The organism is Cytobacillus firmus DS1 (genome assembly GCF_000565285.1).
Taxonomy (GTDB): Bacteria; Bacillota; Bacilli; order Bacillales; family Cytobacillaceae; genus Cytobacillus; species Cytobacillus firmus_A.
This window is the reverse complement of record NZ_APVL01000006.1, coordinates 31,590-54,298: the sequence shown is the minus strand read 5'-3', so window position 1 is coordinate 54,298 and position 22,709 is coordinate 31,590. Positions and strand designations below refer to the sequence as shown.

At 42.9% G+C, this 22,709-nt stretch carries 25 protein-coding genes and 2 pseudogenes; 16 read left to right on the top strand and 11 right to left on the bottom strand.

Annotation, left to right across the window (positions count from 1 at the left end; genetic code table 11):
• Positions 1-42 precede the first annotated feature (42 nt).
• A complete protein-coding gene (locus PBF_RS09295; protein ID WP_035329438.1) occupies positions 43-741 on the bottom strand; it encodes a glycosyl hydrolase family 18 protein in 699 nt (232 codons plus the stop codon).
• Positions 742-1,080: 339 nt separating this feature from the next.
• On the opposite strand from PBF_RS09295, the gene PBF_RS09290 reads away from it, so the two are divergent.
• The gene (locus PBF_RS09290; protein ID WP_035329437.1) at positions 1,081-2,571 is read left to right on the top strand and encodes a flavin monoamine oxidase family protein; all 1,491 of its coding nucleotides are present in this window, start codon (positions 1,081-1,083) and stop codon (positions 2,569-2,571) included.
• A gap of 335 nt (positions 2,572-2,906) precedes the next feature.
• Here PBF_RS09290 and PBF_RS09285 read toward each other — a convergent pair whose 3' ends face one another.
• Complete coding sequence (locus PBF_RS09285; RefSeq protein ID WP_035329436.1) at positions 2,907-3,551, bottom strand: 2OG-Fe(II) oxygenase; 645 nt, start codon at positions 3,549-3,551, stop codon at positions 2,907-2,909.
• A gap of 248 nt (positions 3,552-3,799) precedes the next feature.
• Between PBF_RS09285 and PBF_RS09280 the strand changes: the two genes are divergently transcribed.
• The 4 genes from PBF_RS09280 (at position 3,800) to PBF_RS09265 (ending at position 5,920) form a co-directional block, all read left to right on the top strand.
• A complete protein-coding gene (locus PBF_RS09280) occupies positions 3,800-4,420 on the top strand; it encodes a YitT family protein (protein ID WP_035329435.1) in 621 nt (206 codons plus the stop codon).
• 67 nt (positions 4,421-4,487) lie between these two features.
• Entirely contained in the window at positions 4,488-4,724 is a 237-nt protein-coding gene (locus PBF_RS09275) for a hypothetical protein (RefSeq protein ID WP_035329434.1), read from the top strand.
• Between the two features lie 98 nt (positions 4,725-4,822).
• Positions 4,823-5,314 (top strand): MarR family transcriptional regulator, encoded by a 492-nt coding sequence (locus tag PBF_RS09270; protein WP_035329433.1) that lies wholly within the window; start codon positions 4,823-4,825, stop codon positions 5,312-5,314.
• Positions 5,315-5,350: 36 nt separating this feature from the next.
• Positions 5,351-5,920: a hypothetical protein gene (locus PBF_RS09265; protein WP_035329432.1), complete on the top strand. Its 570-nt coding sequence runs from the start codon at positions 5,351-5,353 to the stop codon at positions 5,918-5,920.
• Between the two features lie 159 nt (positions 5,921-6,079).
• Here the strand turns inward: PBF_RS09265 and PBF_RS09260 are convergent, their stop codons facing one another.
• The 5 genes from PBF_RS09260 to PBF_RS09245 form a co-directional block, all read right to left on the bottom strand.
• Positions 6,080-6,967: a selenium metabolism-associated LysR family transcriptional regulator gene (locus tag PBF_RS09260; RefSeq protein ID WP_035329431.1), complete on the bottom strand. Its 888-nt coding sequence runs from the start codon at positions 6,965-6,967 to the stop codon at positions 6,080-6,082.
• 59 nt (positions 6,968-7,026) lie between these two features.
• On the bottom strand, positions 7,027-8,070 hold the full coding sequence (locus tag PBF_RS09255; protein WP_051488851.1) for a YeiH family protein: 1,044 nt from the start codon (positions 8,068-8,070) through the stop codon (positions 7,027-7,029).
• A gap of 165 nt (positions 8,071-8,235) precedes the next feature.
• Complete coding sequence (locus PBF_RS25400) at positions 8,236-8,430, bottom strand: EamA family transporter (RefSeq protein WP_235192228.1); 195 nt, start codon at positions 8,428-8,430, stop codon at positions 8,236-8,238.
• An 81-nt stretch (positions 8,431-8,511) separates the two neighbouring features.
• Positions 8,512-9,702 carry a CynX/NimT family MFS transporter gene (locus tag PBF_RS09250; protein WP_051488859.1) on the bottom strand — a complete coding sequence of 397 codons (1,191 nt, stop codon included), beginning with the start codon at positions 9,700-9,702 and terminating at the stop codon, positions 8,512-8,514.
• 212 nt (positions 9,703-9,914) lie between these two features.
• Entirely contained in the window at positions 9,915-10,430 is a 516-nt protein-coding gene (locus tag PBF_RS09245; protein ID WP_035329429.1) for a PadR family transcriptional regulator, read from the bottom strand.
• A 214-nt stretch (positions 10,431-10,644) separates the two neighbouring features.
• Between PBF_RS09245 and PBF_RS09240 the strand changes: the two genes are divergently transcribed.
• The 8 genes and pseudogenes from PBF_RS09240 to PBF_RS25805 all read left to right on the top strand — a co-directional run bounded on the left by PBF_RS09240 (position 10,645) and on the right by PBF_RS25805 (position 15,698).
• Positions 10,645-11,094, top strand: a complete 450-nt coding sequence (locus PBF_RS09240) for a MarR family winged helix-turn-helix transcriptional regulator (protein WP_035329428.1) — start codon at positions 10,645-10,647, stop codon at positions 11,092-11,094.
• Positions 11,095-11,157: 63 nt separating this feature from the next.
• Positions 11,158-12,531 carry an FAD-dependent oxidoreductase gene (locus PBF_RS09235; RefSeq protein ID WP_035329427.1) on the top strand — a complete coding sequence of 458 codons (1,374 nt, stop codon included), beginning with the start codon at positions 11,158-11,160 and terminating at the stop codon, positions 12,529-12,531.
• A 39-nt stretch (positions 12,532-12,570) separates the two neighbouring features.
• Complete coding sequence (locus tag PBF_RS09230) at positions 12,571-12,780, top strand: hypothetical protein (RefSeq protein ID WP_035329426.1); 210 nt, start codon at positions 12,571-12,573, stop codon at positions 12,778-12,780.
• A gap of 26 nt (positions 12,781-12,806) precedes the next feature.
• A complete protein-coding gene (locus tag PBF_RS09225; RefSeq protein WP_035329425.1) occupies positions 12,807-14,057 on the top strand; it encodes an MFS transporter in 1,251 nt (416 codons plus the stop codon).
• A 14-nt stretch (positions 14,058-14,071) separates the two neighbouring features.
• Positions 14,072-14,569: an arsinothricin resistance N-acetyltransferase ArsN1 family A gene (locus PBF_RS09220; protein WP_035329424.1), complete on the top strand. Its 498-nt coding sequence runs from the start codon at positions 14,072-14,074 to the stop codon at positions 14,567-14,569.
• 49 nt (positions 14,570-14,618) lie between these two features.
• Positions 14,619-14,768, top strand: a pseudogene (locus PBF_RS25815) (ArsB/NhaD family transporter); the annotation flags it as partial.
• Positions 14,717-14,911 (top strand): annotated as a pseudogene (locus tag PBF_RS25810) (arsenate reductase); the annotation flags it as partial. The pseudogenes PBF_RS25815 and PBF_RS25810, both read left to right, overlap by 52 nt.
• Before the next feature lie 418 nt (positions 14,912-15,329).
• Positions 15,330-15,698, top strand: coding sequence for a DUF5661 family protein (locus tag PBF_RS25805; RefSeq protein WP_081757258.1), 369 nt, complete (start codon positions 15,330-15,332; stop codon positions 15,696-15,698).
• Between the two features lie 154 nt (positions 15,699-15,852).
• On the opposite strand, the gene PBF_RS09205 is transcribed toward PBF_RS25805, so the two are convergent.
• From PBF_RS09205 to PBF_RS09190, 4 genes are read right to left on the bottom strand one after another with little or no spacing between them, the layout of a single operon-like run.
• Positions 15,853-16,251: a hypothetical protein gene (locus PBF_RS09205; RefSeq protein ID WP_035329423.1), complete on the bottom strand. Its 399-nt coding sequence runs from the start codon at positions 16,249-16,251 to the stop codon at positions 15,853-15,855.
• Between the two features lie 5 nt (positions 16,252-16,256).
• Positions 16,257-17,651, bottom strand: a complete 1,395-nt coding sequence (locus tag PBF_RS09200) for a sensor histidine kinase (RefSeq protein ID WP_035329422.1) — start codon at positions 17,649-17,651, stop codon at positions 16,257-16,259.
• Entirely contained in the window at positions 17,648-18,319 is a 672-nt protein-coding gene (locus PBF_RS09195; RefSeq protein WP_035329421.1) for a response regulator transcription factor, read from the bottom strand. Before PBF_RS09195 ends, PBF_RS09200 begins: the two co-directional genes overlap by 4 nt.
• A gap of 40 nt (positions 18,320-18,359) precedes the next feature.
• Complete coding sequence (locus PBF_RS09190; protein ID WP_035329420.1) at positions 18,360-20,486, bottom strand: MMPL family transporter; 2,127 nt, start codon at positions 20,484-20,486, stop codon at positions 18,360-18,362.
• 371 nt (positions 20,487-20,857) lie between these two features.
• Between PBF_RS09190 and PBF_RS26750 the strand changes: the two genes are divergently transcribed.
• From PBF_RS26750 to PBF_RS09175, 3 genes are all read left to right on the top strand, one after another.
• Positions 20,858-21,055 carry a hypothetical protein gene (locus PBF_RS26750; RefSeq protein ID WP_235192227.1) on the top strand — a complete coding sequence of 66 codons (198 nt, stop codon included), beginning with the start codon at positions 20,858-20,860 and terminating at the stop codon, positions 21,053-21,055.
• 64 nt (positions 21,056-21,119) lie between these two features.
• Positions 21,120-21,941, top strand: coding sequence for a manganese catalase family protein (locus PBF_RS09180; RefSeq protein WP_035329419.1), 822 nt, complete (start codon positions 21,120-21,122; stop codon positions 21,939-21,941).
• 73 nt (positions 21,942-22,014) lie between these two features.
• Positions 22,015-22,704 (top strand): YetF domain-containing protein, encoded by a 690-nt coding sequence (locus PBF_RS09175; RefSeq protein WP_035329418.1) that lies wholly within the window; start codon positions 22,015-22,017, stop codon positions 22,702-22,704.
• The last annotated feature ends 5 nt before the right edge of the window (positions 22,705-22,709 follow it).

Sequence of the window (22,709 nt, the reverse complement as noted above, 5' to 3'; positions counted from 1 at the left end):
GTACTAAGAATTTGAGATGGTTTTTCGGCTTCATTAGCCTTCTTAACCGTATGTTCCCAGGCCGGCAACCAATTTTTCGGAGGGAATATCAGATTGATTCAAGTTATCTTTTACCCAATCCGTGTGAGCTACAGGCCCTGGTGCGCTCATGGAATAATGCTGATCATAGAGCATTACAATGACACGATCAGCGTATTTTGCCAAAGAAGCATAATCATAGCTATCATCGTTTGGCGGAACATCCAATGTCACCATTAAATCTTCTTTCTGAAAGTCTTTGTACACCTTACTCATGAAATGTGTAAAATGTTCCCTGTCAGAAGGTTTAATGGCTTCGAAGTCAATATTAATCCCATTGAAGCTATTTGTTTTCACATAGGAAAGCATTTCTTTAATAAAGCGCTCTTCAGCCCCTGGAACAGTGAATAACCTGTGCAGAACATCTGAATTCCATTTGCCGTCTATAAAATTATTGACTAATGGCAAAACCTTGATTTGATGTTTCTTGGCTTCTTTTGCAATGGACTGGTCAATTGAGGACTTTACCTTTAGATCTGGTGTAACCTGAATCCATTCAGGTACCAAAGTAGTTATAGACTCTTTATTTTTCTTGAAAGATATTTTACTGGTTTCGCCCCAATTGACATAAAATCCATACAATTCTTGATTATGTTCAATCTTGTTAAGCCGAGACAGGAGCAAACAGAGATCTGACAATCCACCTGAAAAAACGATCCACATTTATTCCTCCCAAGATGTAATGTTAAGTATGTGAGCTTTAGTAGTTAATAGGGGGGACGCCTGTACACCCAAACATCCATTATTTCTACAAAAAATGACCATCAACAAAAATTTAGGCTTTCATTCGATGGTTTTGGGGGTGGGCATAAATTTTGCGCTGATTAATGGTAAAAATTCCTGCTGTCAAAAAAGGGGAGTAAAACTATTATTCTTTGAGTCTATTTTCTGAATAATGCCGGCAGTTCAAACAGATTAATCAAAAAAGAAGCATATCGTAAAGCTGTCCGGCAGTATGATGAAGTAATAGCTATTTGACAGATCGCCGGAAGGAGAATCGGAATGGCCTATTATCGGGATCTGCAGTTATCAGCAGAAGAAATGCTTTCCATCATCAGAAACGGACTCGGCATTTCACAGGTTCAGAAGAAGATTATTGTTGTCGGAGCCGGTATGTCCGGGCTGGTGGCTGCTTCACTGCTGAAGGATGCCGGTCATGATGTAACGGTGTTAGAAGCAACGCAAAGGGTTGGCGGCAGGATTTTTACGATGAGAGAGCCGTTCATGGACGACTTGTATTTGGATGTGGGCGCCATGCGAATTCCACATATTCATCCATTAGTCCTTCAGTATATTAAAAAATTCCGTTTAAAAGTAAATGAATTCAGGAACACAACTCCCCAGGACCTGATCTTTGCCAATGGAATAAAAACCAATCGAACTGCCTATCAGAAGAATCCGGATATTCTGCGCTACCCGGTTGCTCCGCATGAAAAAGGAAAGACAGCGGAAGAGCTGCTTATGATGGCAATAAAGCCAGTTGCAGATTTTATTAACCAAAACCCCGCACAAAATTGGAATATCGTTGTTAGAGAGTTTGACAGATATCCCATGAGTTTTTTTCTCAGATACAATCCAGTAGGCCCCAGCTTATCGCCTGGAGCCCTGGAAAGCATTAAAGTTCTGCTGGGCCTGGAAGGGTTTCCTGAGATGAGCTTTCCGGCCATTCTGCGGGAGCTGCTTCCGTTATTTACCCCGGACATTCATTTTTATGAAATAGAGGGAGGCAATGATAAGCTTCCAAATGCTTTTTTGCCTCAGTTAAAACAAGATCTTTATTTCGGCTATCAGATGACAAAAATAGAACAGGATCATCAGCAGGTTACCATTCATGCCAGACATACCTTGAGCCAAAGGCCTTTGGCCGTAACTGGTGATCTGGCCATTATCACCATACCTTTTTCTTTGTTATCCTTCGTTGATGTCGTTCCCCGGCATTCATTTTCCCATAATAAATGGAAAGCCATTCGGGAACTGCATTATGTTTCCTCAACGAAAATCGGACTGCAGTTCAAGCAGAGATTCTGGGAACGTGAAGGGCTGCATGGAGGGAAGCTGATGACAGATCTGCCCATTCGCTACGCTGCCTACCCAAGTCATCTGATCGGATCTTCTGGTTCGGGGGTCATTATGGCAAGCTATACCTGGGAAGATGATACTTTATCCTGGGATAACCTTATAGAAGGGGATCGGATCCGGAATGCCCTTGACAATTTGGCTGTTGTTCATGGCAATCAGGTCTACGAGCATTTCTTAACAGGAGCTTCCCATAGCTGGTCACAGTACCCATTTTCCGGCGGAGCCTTCTCCATGTTCAAGCCGAGCCAGGAAACAGAGCTGTACCCGTCTATTCCTGTTCCTGAAGGAAGAGTTCATTTCGCCGGGGAACATACTTCCACAGCCCCGGGCTGGATAGAAGGAGCGATTCAATCAGGCATAAGGGTTGCTAATGAAGTGACAGATTTGCCAAGAGGCTATTATAAGTGGTCATAAAGACTAAAAAGCGACAGAAATGTCTGTTTTTGACGTTAAAATGTGACATTGGATAGGCAGTTTTTTACGATTTTCCAACAAATTGTACAAGACAGGTGTAAACGCTTTCAATTATAATTGAAGTATCAGATAGGAAAGGGGGATGCGTTCAGGTGGAACTTTTAATGGAGCAATGTGAACATGGCCAGCAGGAAGGACCTTGTGAAGAGTGTGCCCCCAATAAAGAAGGGGAAGAGAATTTCAATACCTCTGATTATGACTATCATAAGAGACTGTGGTTTTAAAGAAAGCAGGACCTAAAAAGCGCTTGGGAATAAATTTCCCAAGCGCTTTTTTCATAGTTTCTTTCTTCTCATCCATTGCGTGGCAGCCCATTTATCACCAATGACAACAGGTGCTCCGCCATGAAGTGTCAGATCGTTTAAGTTCTGGTCATTATAAAAATATTCAAAGTACACAGCCATGCCTTTTTGTGGAGATACGGAGAAGTTAAGCTTTGGAAAATACGTTTCCCCGCCCTGTTCCACATTATTCAGGTACATGACAAGCGTGCTGATTCTTGGATTGCTTGCTGCTCTGCTGGTCGAAGAGAAGAAGTCAAAGTGTGCTTTATATTCCTGTCCAATTTTATAATTAAGAATCTGCAGTCCTTCACCATGCTCAACTGGAATATTCATGATTTGGGATACTCTTTTTTCGATTCTGGCGACGAGTTCATTTTCCCCTTCCTCGAAAAACGTACTGCTGCTGGTTCTGAGTTCATCCACTTCAAGGGAGTTGGCAACTTTTGAACGCTGCATGCGATCTTTTGAATGCTGAATCAGCTGGTCACATTCTTCATCGCTTAAAACATTTCCCAATACCACTATTAATGGTTCTGCGAATTTAGCGATTATTTGAATTTCCCGATCTTCTGTAATAATTTTATTTCCAGCATGATCAAAAATCGTTGGTTCTTTAATAGATGCATCCATTGCCATGTACATCAACCTCTTTTATTTAGTTTTCTGAAAATTCAATATATTTTTGTGCTGCGTGACGTATTTCTATATTTGCGTCCTTACCAGTTTTTCTTCTGGCTGAATATATTTTACACTCTGATATGAAGGAATTCTATCTTTTTTTTTCTGGAAATCTATTAAAAATTTAAAAGAAAGCGTCCGCATTTTATTGATTTGGCGGAATATATTTCAATACATAAGACAGACTGAACAAAAGGAGATGGACGGTGTATAGAAATAGAGTTCCATACTATTTTGGCCAAAGGCGGAACGGCACATTTTCTGCATTTAAAAATGGGCTGTTTATCATACTCGGGGCAACACTTGTGGCTGTATCACTCCAATTATTCCTTGTGAAAAATTATGTCATTGATGGCGGCATTGTTGGATTGAGCATGCTACTTTCACATGTTTTTCATGTAAATGTAGGTGCTTTGATCCTGCTGTTGAATCTTCCGTTTTTACTGGCAGGCTTCTTCTTTTTAGGGGGAAGATTTTTGTTGTTAAGCCTGTTTGCCAGTTCCGTGCTGGCAGGGGAAACATACATATTGGCTCCAGTTGAGGAAGTGACTAACCATCCCCTGCTGATCATTATCCTTGGAGGACTTTTTCTCGGAACGGGAGTGGGGCTCATTATCCGGTTCGGAGCATGCCTGGACGGAACAGAAGTTTTGGCGATATTATTCAGCGAGCGTTTGCCGTTCACCATCGGGCAATGCATCCTGATTATGAATATCCTACTCTTTGGGAGTTCCGTTTTTTTATTCGGAATCACCGAAGCGGCATACTCCCTTGCTACATTTTTGGTTGCTTTTAAAACCATAGATACCATTATAATGAAGACATAAACATTTTCGAATAATATGATGGGCTTCGTGCATCCTAAACTGTAAAAAGCTAAAAGGAGATTACCAAGTGAATCCTTACGAAATAACCGGCATGATTGTGGATGATGAATTCGATGGGGAAGAATATGTGACAGCAGAATTTCTCCATGGAAACAATACTTATAGCATCACATTTAAAAAAGCAGATCTTGAGGTAATCAACGCCTGGGTATTTAATGATGGTTCTTCGCTTCCTGCGAATTTGTCCGAAGAGATGATTGGGCTCATTAGAGAGGATGTGAAAAATAGAATAGAACTAAAATAGAGGCAGGAAAGTGTGCCTCTATTTTTTTTGCATAATATTAACCATCTCTCAAACAATACGTGTAAATACAATTGTATTTGCAAGTGAGGGGGAAAAGGATGAACATCTTACTGAAACAGCAGACATTACTTGTCATAAGGGCACTGTACTTCTGCATGGAAAAGAAATGGGCAGAGCTTGAAAAGAAGTTCAAGCTGACGCCTGCTCAGCAGCATATTTTGTTTCTGCTTGGCACTCATAATCAAAAGCTAAGCCCGACCCAAATAAGTGAATTGGGATGCTGGCATCTTTCGACTGTAACGAGGCTATTAAAACCGTTGAAAGAAAAAGGCCTGATCGAAATCACAGCCAATAAAGAGCAGCTCCGCTATAAATGTGTAGCAATTTCCAAAAGCGGAAAGGAACTATTGGATCAGATTATGGATGAGGTAAAAGAGATGGAACATTTTCCGCTGACTATGAGTCATTTACAGGAAAACGAACTGATGTCTTTCCTTGAATATGGCCAGAAAATATTGGGGGTTCAAAAAGGAGATCTTTTTAGAAAAATGCTGATTGATGCAAGAGTGGAAAACTATGATTATGCATAATTCTTTTAAGAATTATGTGTTCCGGGAGGTTGTTTTATGAGTTATAGCGAGTACTGGGATCAAATATATTTACAAAGTGAAAAGATGAATTCGCTTATTACTACATATTGGAGAGAGTTTTCGGGTCTTTCGACATGGCAGTTTTGGGTGGTTCTGGCTCTGATGATCCTCCCGCTTGTTCTTGTGTATCTTGCCGTTGATCGCAGCAGAATTTTTGAGATTTTCTTCTTTGGGTATACCGTGCATATTCTTTGGACTTACGCCGACAGCTTTTTGGAGCGATATAGTTATTTTGTTCACACCCATTTTTTATTTCCCATGTTTCCCTATGCCCTGAACATGACAGCATCAGCTTTACCGGTCGGTTTCCTGCTGATTTATCAGTACTGCACCAACCACAGGAAAAGCTTTCTGCTTTACACGATTTTAGCAAGTGCCGTTTTTGCCTTTGGATTCGCCACTCTTGAAGAATGGGCCGGTATGGTCCATTTTAACAAGGGAATGAATCAATTAAATATCTTTCTGGTCGATGTCGTGATTGCCTATGCAGCCTATTTTTTGACGATGTTTGTTAAAAGAATGAGTGAGAATATGCAAGGTGAATGAGCCCGGATCTGTGGTTTGCACCAGGGAAGTGGTTCGGACGCAAAATGCGGGAAAAGCCCGTGCAGAGTCAGGAGAAGGGCTGGGTTCAGATTTATTATGACTTTCATAAGCCCTGAACTCCAAGTCTGTACTTTGAGCTTTACAGTACACTCTTAATTCTCACTGCCTTGATGATATAAATTCCATCAGCTTCCTGCTGGTATGTTTCAGGGCTTCCTCATGATAGATCATGTAGAAGTCGCGCTGCATTGTAATTCCTTCTATGTGTAATTGTTTTAAAGTCCCGAGCCGAAGTTCTTTTTTTACAGCAGACTTTGAGATGATGGAAATGCCTAAACCCGCTTCTACGCAGGATTTAATGGCTTCGGTGTGTTTAAGTTCCATAATGACATTCAATTTGGATGCATCTACATGACATTTTCTAAAGGAATCCTCCATCACTTGCCGTGTTCCTGATCCTTTTTCACGGATAATAATAGGAACTGACAGCAGCTCCTCGATGGTTATATTGTCCGTCTTAATGTATTTATTTTCAGGAGAGGCTATGATAATCAGCTCATCTTTGGCAAAAGGAACTTGCTTGAAGGCTGGGTAGGAGAGCATGGATTCAATGAACCCTAAATTGATTTCATGATTTAATAGCTTCTCAACAATATGCCTGGAGTTATATACATTTAAATGCAGGTTTACTTTTGGATAAAGACTCGAAAAGTCGGCTAATATAAAGGGGAGGACATGCTCCCCGACCGTTAAGCTTGCTCCGACCTTTAAATCTCCATGAACACTTCCCTTTAATTCTTCCAGTTCATTTTCAGTTTCATTCATTAAAGCTATCAGCTTTTTGACTTTATGATAAAGGATTTCCCCTGCTGGTGTCAGCGAGATTTTTTTTGTTGTCCGTTCAAAGAGCTGACAATCCCACTGTTCTTCAAGTTGTTTGATTTGAAGGCTGACACTGGATTGAGAGAGGTGAAGATCCTTGGCAGTCTGGGAAAAACTTTTATTATTTGCGGTGACATAAAATACTTTTAAATAGTCGAGGTTCATAGGTATCCTCCTTCAATCATGTAACTTCTCTCTTTCTATTGTAATTGATCAGGGGACATTTAAAAAATTTTATATAGTAAGAGAAGCAGAGGGGTTATGGCAAGAAGACCCAGAAAGCCTGCTATAGCAACAGCCACTGGTTTAAAGCCTACTTTCACGAAGTCCTTCCATTTAATATTAAGCCCAAGCCCTGCCATTCCCATTGCCAAGAGGTAGGTGCTAAGCAATAAAAAGATGCTGATGATACTGCCGGGTATGGAGAAGATAGTATTGATCAGGCTTGTAAGGAGAAATCCGAAAATAAACCATGGGATTGGCAGCTTCCCTATATTTCGGCTCTTGCCGCTGTTTTTTCTGCTGTAAACAAAGCTTATGATAAGGGCAACTGGTATCAGCAACAGGACTCTTCCCAGTTTTACAAGAATGGCAGAGTCACTGCTGACATCTCCGCCCGGAACCCCTGCCGCCACTACATGGGCAAGTTCGTGCAGTGTGGCCCCGGCTAATACACCATATTCCTGCTCGCTGATAGGGAGCAAGGGAAATAAAACAATATACAAAATCGCCCCAATGGTCCCTAAAACGGCGATGCATGATATTGCAACAGCGGTTTGCTCTTCCTTGCTTTTGACAATTGGCGCAATCGCAATAATGGCTGCGGCTCCGCAAATAGCAGTGCCTGCAGCAAGTAAAGCTGACAATTTCTTATTGATTCTGAACGCTTTGCCCAAAAGCAGGATCAAACTCATGGTAAAGACGATGACCACTACATCGATGATCATGATGGAAAAGCCTGCTGATATAATTTCCTGCAAATTCAGACTAAAGCCCAGTAAAATAATCCCTGCACGAAGCAATACCTTGCTTGAGAACTGTACACCTGAATGAGCGTCCGCAGGTACAGATAGCGTATTTCCCCAAATGCCTCCCAGCAGAATGGAGAGGATCATAATTCCGAGAATGGAGAAAAAGGGAAGATTGGCAATTTGGCCAGCCAGAACCGCAAGGAAAAGGGTCAGTGATAATCCTTTTGCAAATCCGATAGCCTTTTGCTTTTTTTTAGGTTCTTCTATTACATATTCTTGAATTTTTTGAGCTTCCACAGATAGTTCCCCTTTCGTTCATTTGATACCTTAACCGTACCATAGGAAAGGAGAACCGCTTCACCGATTGTTTAATAAGGCTTATTGGATTTCTTAATGATTCAAAGTGTAAGGATTAAGCCCCTTTTTGCTGCAAAATAATGCTTTCCTCTTCTTTTTCTTTCATTATAGGAAAAGTACTTCTGTAATGATGAAAACACAGCCGAGCAAACTACCGAAGGCTTCTTTTAGCCACAGGAAGGCTATCCAAGCTGTCACAAGCGGCTCCATACTGGATAAAAGACTGGTTTCCGTGGGGGAAATATACTTCAGTCTTCCTATATAGAACAGAAAGAAGGAAACCCTCAGAACGTGGATCAACTTCGGACACAGAAAGCGGGAAACCTTAGTTCAGAGTCCGAACCCGCTCCACCTTCGGGACGAATTGTAGTAACACTAGTATTACGCAATGGTTGAGGCTGTCTTTTTCTGTTTATGCTTTTTTTCCTGCAGAACAAATTGGTCACGCCCCGCTCCTATTCCGGAAAGCGTAAAGATGACAGTTATGACCAAAAGCAAGGCCAGCGGAATGGTCCATGACTGGAACAGGTCATACAGTGAGCCGATGAGAATCGGTCCAGCTGCGGCGAGGAGGTAGCCGACTGATTGCGCCATACCTGAAAGACTCGCAGCCTGTTTCGCATTTTCGGCACGAAGGCCGATTAGAGTTAAGGAATGGCTGATTGCAGCGCCAAGCCCGATTCCGATTAGAACGATACTGATGTTAGTGATAATGCCATTAACATTCAAAAGCAGACCTGTAATGCCGGCAAAAGTGAAAATGCCGATGCCCAAAGCGATAGCTTTTTGGTTGGGGAGCCGGTCTGCAAGGACAGGAATAATAAAGTTGACAGGAAGCCCGGAAAACTGCAGAACGGTTACCATCCAGCCAGCTGCTGCGATTTCTCGTCCCTGGCTGTGAAGAATCTCCGGAAGCCATGTGGTGGTGCTGAAATAGACCATTGATTGCAATCCCATAAACAGTGTGACCTGCCAGGCGATGGGGGAGGTCCAAATGGAAGACTTTGGTGCAGAAACCGCAGATACTTCAGTTTTTTTCTTTTTCATCCTGAGCTGCGGAAGCCAGACAATGATGGCAATTAATATCAGGACGGACCATGCTCCAAGTGAGAGCCTCCAGCCCAACCCAAGTCCCTCAGCAAGCGGGACACTGAAACCTGGCGCAAGTCCCGCACAAATGCCCATTGAAAATGTATAAATGCCTGTCAGCAGGCCAACCTTCTGCGGAAACTTTTCCTTGACCATTCCAGGAAGAAGCACATTGCAAAGACCTACTCCTAAACCTATTAAAATAGTTCCTATGTACAGCGGCGGAAGCATTCCCAAAGAACGGGCCGCAATGCCGGCTCCCAAAATGCTCAAACCTAAAAGAATGCTCCATTCACTGCCAAGCTTTTGGGCAATCCTCGGAACAAAAGGAGAGAGAAGGGCGAAGGCCACTAGCGGAAGGGTAGTCAGAAGGCCTGCTGCACCATTGGAAATTCCCGTTTCAGCCCGGATTGCTCCGATCAATGGCCCAACTGATGTAATCGCAGGACGTAAATTAAATGCCACAAAAATAATGCCGGCCATTAGTAAAAGGGTTTTTGAATCAACTTTTCCTGAAGTTCTCAAATTTAGACACTCCCTAAAGGTATTTCGAGCATCCTTCGCTTTACGAAAAGACAATATTCAGAATAGTATAAGTGCTTTCGAGTGAAAAGTACATAGCTTTTGGGGGAATTGGTAAAATTTTTACAGTGTTTTGGGATGGAATTAAAGAAAGGTAAGCGGATAATACCCTCTTACCTCTCATCCGGAGACTCTAATACTTGGAGTATCTTTGTCAGCCAATTCATATAAAATTCATTTAAGCCCTTATAATGTTCCTGTATCAGATTAGGAATGACCGCCTGGTAGTCATGCTGTACTTTGACTTCTGCTTTCAAGTCAGAAATCCAGTTTTTTATATGTTCAGCTGCTTCAGGAACTTGGGATGATTGAACAAACAATAGGGCAGGATAAAGGGAGCGCGGTTCTGGCATCCGCTTTTTAAACACCTCAATGATTTCTTCTGATAGCTGATTTTTTCCTTCTTCCGTAATTTTGTACACGGTACGGTTTGGCCGGTTATTCACCTGTTCCTGCTTTTCCGCATGGATCCATTTGTGCTTTTCAAGCTTGCGGATGGCGTGATATATGTTGCCGTCCGTAACAGGGAAAAGCTCATCCCATTTGTGTTCTAAAATGACTTTTTTCATTTCATAGGGATGGTACTTTTTTTCTTTTAACAGACCAAGAATGACAATTTGGATAGACATGATTGGTAACTCCTTCTTAAGACAATTCCTTTGCTTAAATACAGGATTTTACCCTACTGTCATTTTAATGCAAGCAGCATTATTGGAGAAAGTTTGAAGTTAATTATTGAAAAACAGGTGTCGGCCCGATTTGTGAACAAATTTTTAAAATTCTTTAGAAATTAGTTGTAATATGCAAGTTTATTAACTATAATATAACCAAGAGGTGAAAATAATGGAAAATCTTCGCAGTTTGTTTCAAGTAATGACGCGCCGTTTTGGCTTACTTAATAAAAATTGCTGCAGTGTCGGCGGATGCGATATTTCCCTCATTCAAAGCCATATTCTTTATGAGATTGATAATCAGCATAACCCGTCCATGCAGCAGATTGCAGATACCTTAGGGACCGATATCACTACTTTCAGCCGGCAGGTGCAATCTTTAGTAAAGATGAATTTAGTTAAGAAGATGCCGGATCCTGCTGATAAAAGAATCAGTATACTATCGCTGACTGCTGAAGGAAAATTTATTGCAGGGTCAATAGATCAGCAGATGAATTCATTTTTACAGGAGGTTTTTTCACAAATGAATGAGTTTGAAAAAGAAACAGTCATCCGCTCAATTCATTTGTTAAATAATGCAATGGCAAAGTCCAATGCATGCTGCAAGCCAATTCAGGGGTAAATGCCCTTGGGTATATTACTTGCATTTTGCAAGTAAAAATAATTGGAGAAAAGAGGAGAAAATATGACTAATCAGAATGATCTTGTAAAAGGATGCTGCACGCCTAAGAAATACGGGTCAGAAAAGAATTCACTTAGCAAGGGGGAAGCAAGAGAGCTGCCTGTGGCTATAATTGGCGCCGGACCGGTGGGGCTCGCAGCTGCTGCACACCTGGCAAGCAGGGGGAAATCATTTTTTTTGCTTGAGGCAGGGAAGCAAGCGGGAGCTAATATTAAAAGCTGGGGACATATTCGTTTATTCTCACCATGGCGGTACAATATTGATAAAGCTGCTGCCAGGTTATTAAGCGCAAATGGCTGGGTACAGCCGCATTTGGAAGCTTTGCCTACCGGGGAGGAACTTGTTGAACACTATCTAAAGCCACTGTCCAGTTTACCTGAAATAAAACCTTTCATCCACCTGAATACGAATGTTTTGTCAGTTGGCAGAAAAGACACTGATAAAATGAAAACGGCAAACCGGGATGATATTCCTTTTGTTATTCATGCTGAGCAGAATGGAGAGTACAAAACCTTTGAGTCAAGAGCAGTCATTGATGCTGCAGGTATCTGGGGAAATCCAAATCCGGCTTCATCAAGCGGAATTTGGCTGGCAGATGAGAAGGAACTGAAGGAAAAGATATTTTATGGAATACCCGATGTATTAGGGAGTGAGCATCAGCGCTATCGGAATAAGCGCATTGCAGTTGTCGGCGGAGGCCATTCAGCGATTAATGCCTTGCTGGATTTAGCCGATTTAAAAGAGTCCTATCCCGAAACGGAGATTTTATGGATTATGAGAAGAAATCATGTTGAGGATGCCTACGGAGGAGAAGAAAAAGATGCACTTGAAGCACGCGGCCGCCTCGGAAGCAGAATCCATCACTTGGTTGATATCGGGCAAGTGGAGGCAGTTACTCCATTTCGCATCCAGCTCGTCAAAGAGTCGGAAACGGGAATCGAGTTAATAGGCAGCCAAAACGGGAAGCAGAGAAGCCTGGATGGAATCGACGAAATGATTGTTAATACAGGAAACCGTCCAGATTTTTCAATCATAAGTGAACTTCGTACTTCCATTGATTCTTCAACTGAAAGCGTAGAAGCATTAGCACCATTAATTGATCCTAATATTCATAGCTGCGGTACGGTTCGCCCACATGGAGAAAAGGAATTAAGACAGCCTGAAAGAAATTTTTATATCGTGGGTTCAAAAAGCTATGGCCGTGCTCCAACCTTCTTGATGGCGACAGGCTATGAGCAGGTTAGGTCTGTGGCTGCTTATTTGAGCGGGGATTTCGCTGCTGCTGAAAAAGTGGAGCTGGATTTGCCGGAAACGGGTGTATGCAGCGTTAATTTAAAAAGTTCCTTTAAAGGGTCTGCATCATCCTGCTGCAATTGATTCGCTTCTCCTTAAAATGTGATTGAAAAGGTGATAATAATGACCATAAATCATGCCGGAGTACTCAAAAAAGAATACTTTATTTCCTATATGAAATTAATCATGAATGCTTTTGGGTGTTCTGTTGAGGAAGCAAAAGATAAAACGTTTGAAAGGCTGTTTCGATTCCAGGAAAGTGAAATGGGGCAGGAAACGTATACACAATTTCTTTTAGCTTATCGGGAGTTACTGAATCATTCGAATGATTAGTTTTAAATAACCTGAGAGGATGAATCATGGTGACTATTAAAGAGCAATTATCTTCACAGCCAATTATAATAGTCGCCATCGTCACAGCTTTAAGTCTCTTAGGAGATTCCATGCTGTACATTGCCTTGCCTATTTATTGGGAAACTGCTGGGCTTGAGTCAATTTGGCAAGTGGGTGTGCTCCTTTCCATAAACCGTTTCATACGATTGCCTTTTAATCCATTTGCAGGCTGGATATATAAACACATTTCATTAAAGGCTGGCCTGATCATTGCCGTTCTGTTAGGCGGATTCACAACGATAGGATACGGTGTTTTCGAAGGGTTTACGGCCTGGGTGATACTCCGTGCATTATGGGGGATTGCCTGGTCATTTTTTCGAATCGGAGGATTGGCGGCTGTTGCCGTATACGCTGAAAGCAATAAGCGTGGAAGTTCTATGGGCTTATATAACGGGCTCTACCGAACAGGAAGTCTGGTTGGAATGCTGCTTGGAGGCTTGCTTATTCCGGTTATAGGCTTGAGCACAGTTTCAATTGCATTTGGGTTATTGTCCCTTTTGGGGCTTCCTCTAATACTGAATTCAAACATTAACCAAGTTGAGGAGGCACCTGAGAAAATAGATAAAATGGCTGATGAGAAGCCTGTCATTAGCAGGGCCTCATACAAAGCAGCGATTATTGTTTCTGGCTTTCTCGTTGCCATGCTATATCAAGGAATAGTGACATCCACCCTGAGTTCAGTGATAGAACACTTTTACGGAGAGAGTATATCACTATGGAATGTGGCTGTAAGTGTTACATTTTTATCAGGCATAATCCAAGCGGTAAGGTGGACATGGGAACCTTTTCTGGGAAGGACAGTGGGACGCTGGTCTGATGGGGCGCAGGGGAGGCTGCCGATTTTTATTGTTTCCCTGATTTTTGCAGGGGTTGTCTTTGGCTTGGTATCTGCTAAACTTCCATTATGGCTTTGGGTGGCAATTACTCTTTTAGTGATGGCCGGTGCTACTATTTTATCAACCATTCTGGATACGATTGCCCTGGATACAGCAAAAACTGCAAACGTGGTTTCTTTCCTTACTGTATACTCCATCTTTCAAGATGTAGGGGCAGCTCTAGGGCCGGCCATTAGTTACATATTAATCCAATTAGAGGCTGGTTTTACAATTTTATATTGGGGCGGTTCGTTCATTCTGCTTATATTGGCTGCAATTTGGTCGGTTTTAGCAAAGAGCTTAAATAAATTTAAAAAAATAGAGACCTATAAATCTTATTAAGCGGGGGACCTGTTATGGAAAGTGAGACTTTGATTCGTGACGCCGTAAAGACAGATTTAGACGCGATTGTCGAGATTTATAATCAGGGAATAAAAGATCGCATCGCTACATTGGAAACAGAGGAAAAAGATCTTTCCTATATGTCAGTCTGGTTTGATCAGCATCGGGGACGATATTGTGTGCTTGCCGCAGAAAAAGGGGGGCAAGTAATCGGATGGGCTTCTCTTAATCCTTATAGCAGCCGCTGTGCATATGCCGGAGTGGCAGATCTATCAGTCTATATCGCAAGGGAGTTCAGAGGCAAGGGGGCAGGCGGGAAGCTGCTTTCTGCACTCGAACTGAAAGCAAGAGAAAACAAGTTCCATAAGCTGGTTTTGTTTACTTTTCCATTTAATGGACTGGGACAGAGTCTGTATAAGAAAATGGGGTTTCGCGAAGTAGGTATATTTCAAAACCAGGGTGTGCTGGACGGAGAATTTGTGGACGTGATGGCTATGGAAAAACTTCTGTAATATTATGTTTGCGGCTAGAGTTTTAGCCGCTTTTTGTTTGGTTGCGTAGATGATTGACGCGCTGGCCATTGCTGAAACCGATACAAGCGGAATCATCCGTGAAGCCCTTATCTATGCGAACGTGATTGGATCGGATCTAGGCCCGAAAATTACGCCGATTGGGTCCCTTGCAACTTTGCTGTGGCTTCATGTATTGTCCCTCCCCATGTAAAGCGCGAGCACTGGGGATTCGATGATCCTGCCAAAGCAGAAGGAACAGAAGAAGAGAAATGGGCTTACTTCCAGCGTGTCCGTGACGAAATCGACGGGCGGATTAAAACATTTGCCGAAACTGGAAAGTAAATAATATACTTAAAAAACATCCAAAGGGAGGGATCAGGCATGAAAATTACAGACAATGCGCGTGACGAATTAAGAAAAATGCTGGAAGAACAGAATGCCAGCAGCGTCCGCATCTTTTTTGACGGCTATGGCTGAGGACAGCCAAGAATTGGACTGGCTCTGGATGAGCCGGCAGCAGATGATATTATTGTCACAATCAATGAAATCAAAGTAGCAATCGACCCGATTATTGAACCAAACACCGAAGACCTTGTTTTAGAGCGGAGCGGTAACGGTAACGGAAGCGGGATCTCGATGATCGGGAATACGGGAAGATGCTGTTAAGAGAGGGCCTTTATGGGCCCTTTTTAATTTGACCAGGTCCATGCTCCTAAATAAATCATTCACATACATTATGGTATCTGGCATGGAGAGGTGAATGTTGTTGTATTACTCTTATAATCCTTACGGGCATCACTTTAGCAGCAGACATGTTAATCATCAGGGTTTTCCCAATACCAGCAGACAGAGAGCGGGCTTTTCGAAAGAAGAGGCAGCAGCCATTGCACTGCTTATGGGCATCGATTTTACGAAAACCCAGTTTGATTTGAATGAATTCTGGATGGGTGTTAATACAGAACTGGAGCATGGAAAACGATCAAGCCAAACAGATGTTACTAGAGATGACCCGCTGCTTACGGGGAAAATTGCCATGGCGCATCTTAACGAGTTTCCAGACTATTATAAGAGATTAAAAGTTCTGGAAGCGGAAGCTAAAGCCTATTGGAATTCTTTGCAGAATGGCTGACTTAAAGAAAAGCGCAAGCGCTTTGGTCACCCCCGATACCTCGAGGGGGTAGACTGCTTGTGCTAAACAGTTCCAAAAGTTAAAATTTACCATTTCTTATCATTTTAAAAAAGCAATGCAGCCCCCCAAAAGAGGTTTGCATTGCTTTTATAACTTACTGATCCGCTGTTTTCTCAGTTAAAAAGGTAATTGCCACAAAAAGTGCAAAGGCAAGCAATAGGAGCGTTCCACCGACAATAAAGAAGACCAGAACAAAGGTATCTCCTAAATTAAATGGATTTAATGTGTACATCCACATGCCGATTGTCAGCCCCAGCGACCCTGCCATTCCAAGGATGCTGTGAATGGAAACGAGCTTTTTATTTTTTACGCGGTAGACTTTATAAAAGATTCCCCATGCAAATACGGAAAGCCATCCTACCAGCAGGATGTGGGCATGAATGGGCCTTAACGAATAATCCATCTGCCCGGACATATGCGATCCAAGGTATGTTCCAATAATGCCGAAGACGGCTGCAAATCTTATTAATCTGATACTCCATTTTTGTTCCATAATGTTTATTCCTCCCGTTGTTTCTCCCTGAAAAATGTAATGATAAAGGTGGTGCCTTTGCCAGCCTGGCTGTCTGCCTTGATTTCCCCATTATGAAGCTCAATGATTTGTTTTACAATCGATAGCCCGAGCCCTGTGCCATCTTTTTTTCTGGCAGAGTCCACCCGGTAAAAGCGCTCGAAAATCTGGCCGATCGCATCTACTGATATTCCAATCCCGGTATCTTTAAAAACAACTTCAATCGCTGTTTGGGTTTGAGACAGGCTGATCAGAATGCTGCCGCCATGCGAGTTATATTTTATCGCATTCGTCAGAAGGTTGTCCCAGATATTCACCAAAAGCTCCGGGTCTCCCTTCAAAATGACTGGCGCGAGCTTGTAGGAAATCTCAATTTCTTTTTCCTCCAGCCGCCATTGATGCCTGCGGATGGTTTCCTTGATCTGTTCGTCCAGTTTCACCTCCGAAAGCTTCATCGGATAGGATTTCTGGTCAAGGGAAGTCAATAGCAGAAGCTGTTTGGTCAGATTGGACAGCCGCTTTGACTCCTGGTCGATAATCTGCACGTATTCGCCATGTTCTTCATCTGACAGTTTCTGTGTCTGCAGAAGCTCCGCATACCCCTGAATATTCATAAGAGGGGACTGAAAGTCATGGGACACATTGTTGATGAATGATTTGCGGGCCTCATCATTATGCTGCAGCTGAGCCTGCATGCGGCCGAAGCTTTCCGCAAGCTGTCCAATTTCATCCCGTCGTTCAATATTCAATGGAAAGTTGAAATTCTCACGGGTAATTTCCCTGGTTGCTTCCGTCAGCTTCGTGATCGGCTTGATCAGGTGCTTGGCGAACCAGATCACTCCGGTAATGCTGACAACGGCAATGGCGACAAAGAACCACGCGAAGATCATGTGAATGTCCGAGAAAAGCAGCTTATTATCCGGCCGGAGAAATAGCCCGTAATTCTGATTGTCCATGGTAAAAGGGACGCCGACCGTATTTTCAAGGTCGTTCGAAAAATGGCCCATCATCAGAAATTGGCCGGCAAAGCTATCCATCCCATGATAAACCTTCTGATCAGTCAGCACCTTTTCAGCTTCTTCAGGCAGATCTGTCTTATTGAAAGGCTGCCCGAAGAATTCTCCATCTCCGGATTCACTTACGATATAGAGCTGATAGCCGAGCTTGCTCATTGAATTTAAGTACGTTTCATATGTGGATCCAGAGGAATGCATATGTTCAAGGCCATTCGCGATTTCCTCTGCAATCACCACATTGTGTCTATCGATTTTTCCTTTTGTAGAAGCCATATAGACCCAGTTTGTTAAAAGGAAGGAAAGCAGGATACTTATAGCTAAAATCACAAGTGTGGCTGCAATGAATTTCCGGTAGAGCGTCCTCATTTTGTTTCCTCAAGTATATACCCGATGCCGCGGATAGTCTGGATCTCAACGGTTGCCCCGTACTTTTTTAACCGGTCACGAATTCGGTTAATGTGGGTATTTAAAGTCTGTTCGCTGCCTTCATAATCCGCTCCCCACGCCTGTTCAATCAATGCGGCCCTCTGTGTTATTTTATTTTTTCGTGCCGAAAGCAGGCTCAGGAGCTCAAATTCCTTTAATGGAAAAAGGATGGTCTCCTGATTGATTTCCACTTCAAAGCTTTTTCTGTCAATGGACAGATTACCGGCTTTAACGACTGTTTCCATCGCCCGCCCGGCTCTTCTTAACACTACCGCTATCCGGAAAAGCAGTTCCTTCACTTCAAACGGCTTGACAATATAATCTTCAGAACCTGATAGGAAGCCCTGTTCTTTATCACTGAGCTGTCCCTTTGCCGTCAGAAGAATAACAGGAATTCCAAAGTCGTCTGTCAGAAGCCTGGTGAGTTCGAATCCATTCATGCCGGGCATCATGACATCCACAACAGCTAAATCTGCCGTTTGATCTTCCAGGAGCATTAATGCTTCTTGGGCATTATTTGCTCTCAGCACCTGATAGCCTTCATGATTCAGATGAATTGCAACAAGCTTCTGTATATGAACATCATCATCTACGACTAGTATTTTCATAGCAGGGCCTCCTTAAATGGAATAGGGAGGGATCCTCACTCTATTCCGAAACTTTTTGCCGGGAAGTTTCCTTATCTTTTTCGAAAAATAAGATCAATGCCGGAAGCAGCATTCCTCTCACAAGGAAGGTATCAATCAATATTCCCATGGCAACGATGAAGCCAAAGACGAATAAGTCTGCGATTGGCATGGTCATAAGGGCGGCAAAGGTAGCAGCCAGAATAAGGCCTGCCGAAGAAATAACACCTCCTGTATTGCGGATGCTAATTTCAAGAGCGTCCTTCACCCGGTGTTGCTTCCTTTCCTCCATAAAACGCGAAACCAGGATGATGTTGTAATCAATTCCCAATGCTACAAGAAAAATAAATGAATAGACAGGAACGCGCGAACTGATGGCTTCAAAGCCGAATAATACATCAACCAGGAAAATCCCAAGCCCTAAAGCCGAGACAAATGAAAGCAAAATAGTTGCCATCATGTAGATCGGCATCCTGATGGATTTTGTAAGCGCAAATAAAAGCGCAAGTATCAGGACCGTTTCAAGCAGGACAATTTTCATTATATCATCGCTGTTGACATCCTGTTCGTCCACTATTTTCGGAGTGACTCCGCTATAGTAGGACTCAGCTTCCACACCGATTTCATCTAATAGCTCAGTTGTGTCCTCACGCAAATCTTTCATAAAGGATATGGCTTCATTTGAATATGGATTGATGGATAATGCGACACTCATTTTGGCAGCCTTGCCGTCTTCTGATAGGGCAGACAGGCGGACAGAGGCAACTTCATCATATTCCTGCAGCTTTTCACTTATCGCTGCTGTATCGTTTTCAGCCAAATTCTGATCACTGATAATCAGAAGTGTCGAAGGAGCCAGCTCTCCTTTGTCATATCTGGCTTCCACAATTTCATATCCGACCCGAGATGGCAGGTCCTCCGGGAATTTCTTGACTGTGTCGAATTCATAATCAAGGTTAAAAATATTAAACGCTGTGATCAGCATGATAATGCCGACAATACCGCCTGAGAGGCCGGGCTTGTTCACAACGAATCTGGCAATGGGTCCCCAGACACTATGTTTAACTTCTGTTTCAGCACCATATTCAGGAACCTTCGGCCAGAACGCTTTGCGTCCAAACAGGGTGAATAGTGCTGGAACCAATGTAACGGAAGCCAGCATGATAAAAAACATCGCTGTTCCAAAAATCGGGGCAAAGTTCTGATAATCACGGAAATCCGCAAAGAACAGAACCAGCATCGCAGCAAGAACCGTCCCGCCAGCAAAGAAAACAGGCTCGCCGGTTGCCCGCATGGCATGTTTCATGGCTTCGTATTTGTTTTCGAAATGATTGAGCTCCTCGCGGTAACGTGAGAAAACAAATAAAGAATAATCTATCACGGCAGCAAACAGCAAAATGCTCATGATGGAGGTCGTCTGGTTATTGATCTCAAGTCCGCCGGCACCCATTAATGCAATACTCTGGTTCACGACCTGGTAGACAATAACCGTCGCGAGAAGCGGAATGATGGCAAGCAATGGAGAACGGTAAATGGCTATAAGCAGTACAAGAATGATGACAACAGTGGCAATCAGGAGAACAAAGTCCGCCTGTTCGAACAGCTTGACTGTATCTCCGGCAATGCCGGCTGGACCGGTGATATAAAAGGATGTGCTTTCGAGATCCTCCGCAATTTTATTGCCTACTTTTGAGGCATGATCATTGATCTCGGCATACTGGTCATTGCCAAGTCCCTGTTCAAGCTCCATCGGCACAATCAAGGTGGACTTGTCCTCAGAAATAAAAGAACCGAGAGCTTGCGGCGGAAGCTTGCTGATATCGACAATCGTCTTGATTCCATCAATATCTTCCTTCATGATTCCTTCCAGGATCTGATTAGCTTCTTCGATTTGTACCTCGCCATTTTCATTATGGAAAACCAAAATGCCCGGAGTTCCTTGTTTGTTTGGAAAATATTCTTCTGTTTTATTCTGGGCAATAATGGATTTCGCCTCATCAGGAAGTGACTGGAAATTATTTGTTTTATAATCCCCCAGCATCGGACCTGCACTAAAGCCGATCATCAGCACAAGCCAGCCGATAATCGTAATCCACATTCCCCGTTTGGTGGAAACCCAATCTGTTACCCCATGCAGCAATTTTTTCACACAAATGCCTCCTAAAACTATTTTCAATGGTTATTTTACAAAATGAAAATAAACTGAACATCAACTTCTGTTTACAATTACCCGGTGTATGAAACAAGCGGTGTATATAGAAAATATAATCATATTAGCAAGAGGAGAAACGAGGATGAAAACAGCACTTTTGAATTTGGACATGCAATTGGGGATTTGACGACCCTTACTGGGGGAAACGTAACAATCCACAGGCTGAAAACAATGCTTTTCGCCTGCTGAAAGAATGGAGGAAGCGGCAAGTGGCCCATTTTCTTTTCAAAGCATTTGTCGCTTGACCCGCAATCGCCTCTTTATCACAAAAACGGTGAGGACAGAATTGTGTATCAACCACAACGAGAATGAGTGCTAATTTAGGGTTTATAACTTATTTGTTGTCAGATGCGGTTGCCGCTTTTGATATCACTGATCATAAGAGGGTTGTCCATTCGGTTGAGACAGTGCAGGAATTGGAGCTTGCGGCATTGCACAAAGAGTTTGCTGTGATTGTGACGGCTGATGAAGTGATTAATCACCTTAAAGATCAATCCAGAGCATAGATAATGGCGGGAAAGAGAAACTAACTATGTATGTCTGTATTACAAACACGGAGGTGTCTAATTTATGTTTTTTCACGTAAAGGAATTACAATATAGAGCAAAACCAAGCAAGCCTGATCCTGTATATGCCAAGAAGCTTCAGGAGGTATTGGGCGGACAATTTGGTGAAATATCCGTTATGATGCAGTATCTTTTTCAGGGATGGAACTGCAGGGGGGAGCAGAAGTACCGCGATATGCTGATGGATATCGGTACGGAAGAGATAGCTCACGTAGAAATGCTCGCAACCATGATTGCTCAGCTTCTGGATAAAGCGCCAGTGGAGGAGCAGGAGGAAGCTGCAAAGGATCCGATTGTTGCAAGTGTGATGGGCGGAATGAACGTACAGCACGCTATCGTAAACGGTCTTGGCGCAAGTCCCAACGATGCAGTGGGATTCCCATGGACTGCCCGTTATATCATTTCAAGCGGAAATCTTTTGGCAGATTTCAGAGCCAACCTGAATGCAGAATCACAAGGACGCCTGCAGGTCGTCAGGTTATATGAAATGACGGATGACCCTGGGGTCAGGGATATGCTTTCATTCCTGATTGCCCGTGATTCATACCACCAGAATCAGTGGGCAGCAGCTATCGCTGAGCTGGAGGAGAAAGAAGGATTAGTGGTCCCAAGCACATTTAACAGAGAATACGAAAAATCGGATGTGGCTTATACGTTCATGAGCTGTTCTGAAGGTACAGAAAGCCAGATGGGGCGCTGGGCAAACGGTCCATCCATGGATGGATTAGCGGAATTCAAATACGAAGCCAAGCCAGCAGCAACTGGACAAGCACCTGTACTTGATCCTGCACCAGGCTATATTCATGGTACGCCTCCTGTAAAATAATGCGAGTTGCTCCCGGGAGACTGGGGGCTTCTTTCTTATAACATGTTTATCTTGAAAGGAGAGTGGCTTTATTATGCCAGTGAATGAGACGATACTCCGTGTAACTATCTCGTTTTTAGTGCTTTTCTTATTAGCCAGACTGATGGGGCGCAAGGAAATTGGGCAAATGACCTTTTTCAACTGGGCTTCAGCCATTGGAATAGGGTCTATCGCTGGAAACCTGGCTGTAAATGAGAGTACCCGCATTAAAGATGGGGTAATCGCCCTAATTGTCTGGACGCTTTTCACCATGGCAATGGACATGATCGACCTTAAATCAAAACAGGGGAGGACAGTCACAACAGGTGAGCCGTTGATTGTTATCAAAGAAGGCAAGATAATGGAAGGGGCACTTAAAATATCGAGGGTGGACCTTGATGAGCTGCAGGCGTTATTGAGACAAAAGGACATCTTTTCGCTTATCGATGTCGATTACGCAATCCTGGAAACAAACGGAGACCTGTCCGTTTTGAAAAAGGAAAGTAAACAAGCTGTTACGAAAAATGATTTAAATATTATGTGTCCAAAAAAAGATCTATTTCCTTTACCAACAGAAGTCATTTCTGATGGAAAGATCAATCCAGGGAATCTATCTAAATTACATTTAGACAAAAACTGGCTTGACATAGAACTGCAAAAAGCGGGGGTCCACTCAGCAGAAGATGTATTTTTTGCACAAGTCCAGAAGGATGGCACTCTATATATTGATAGAAAAAACAAATAGAGAAC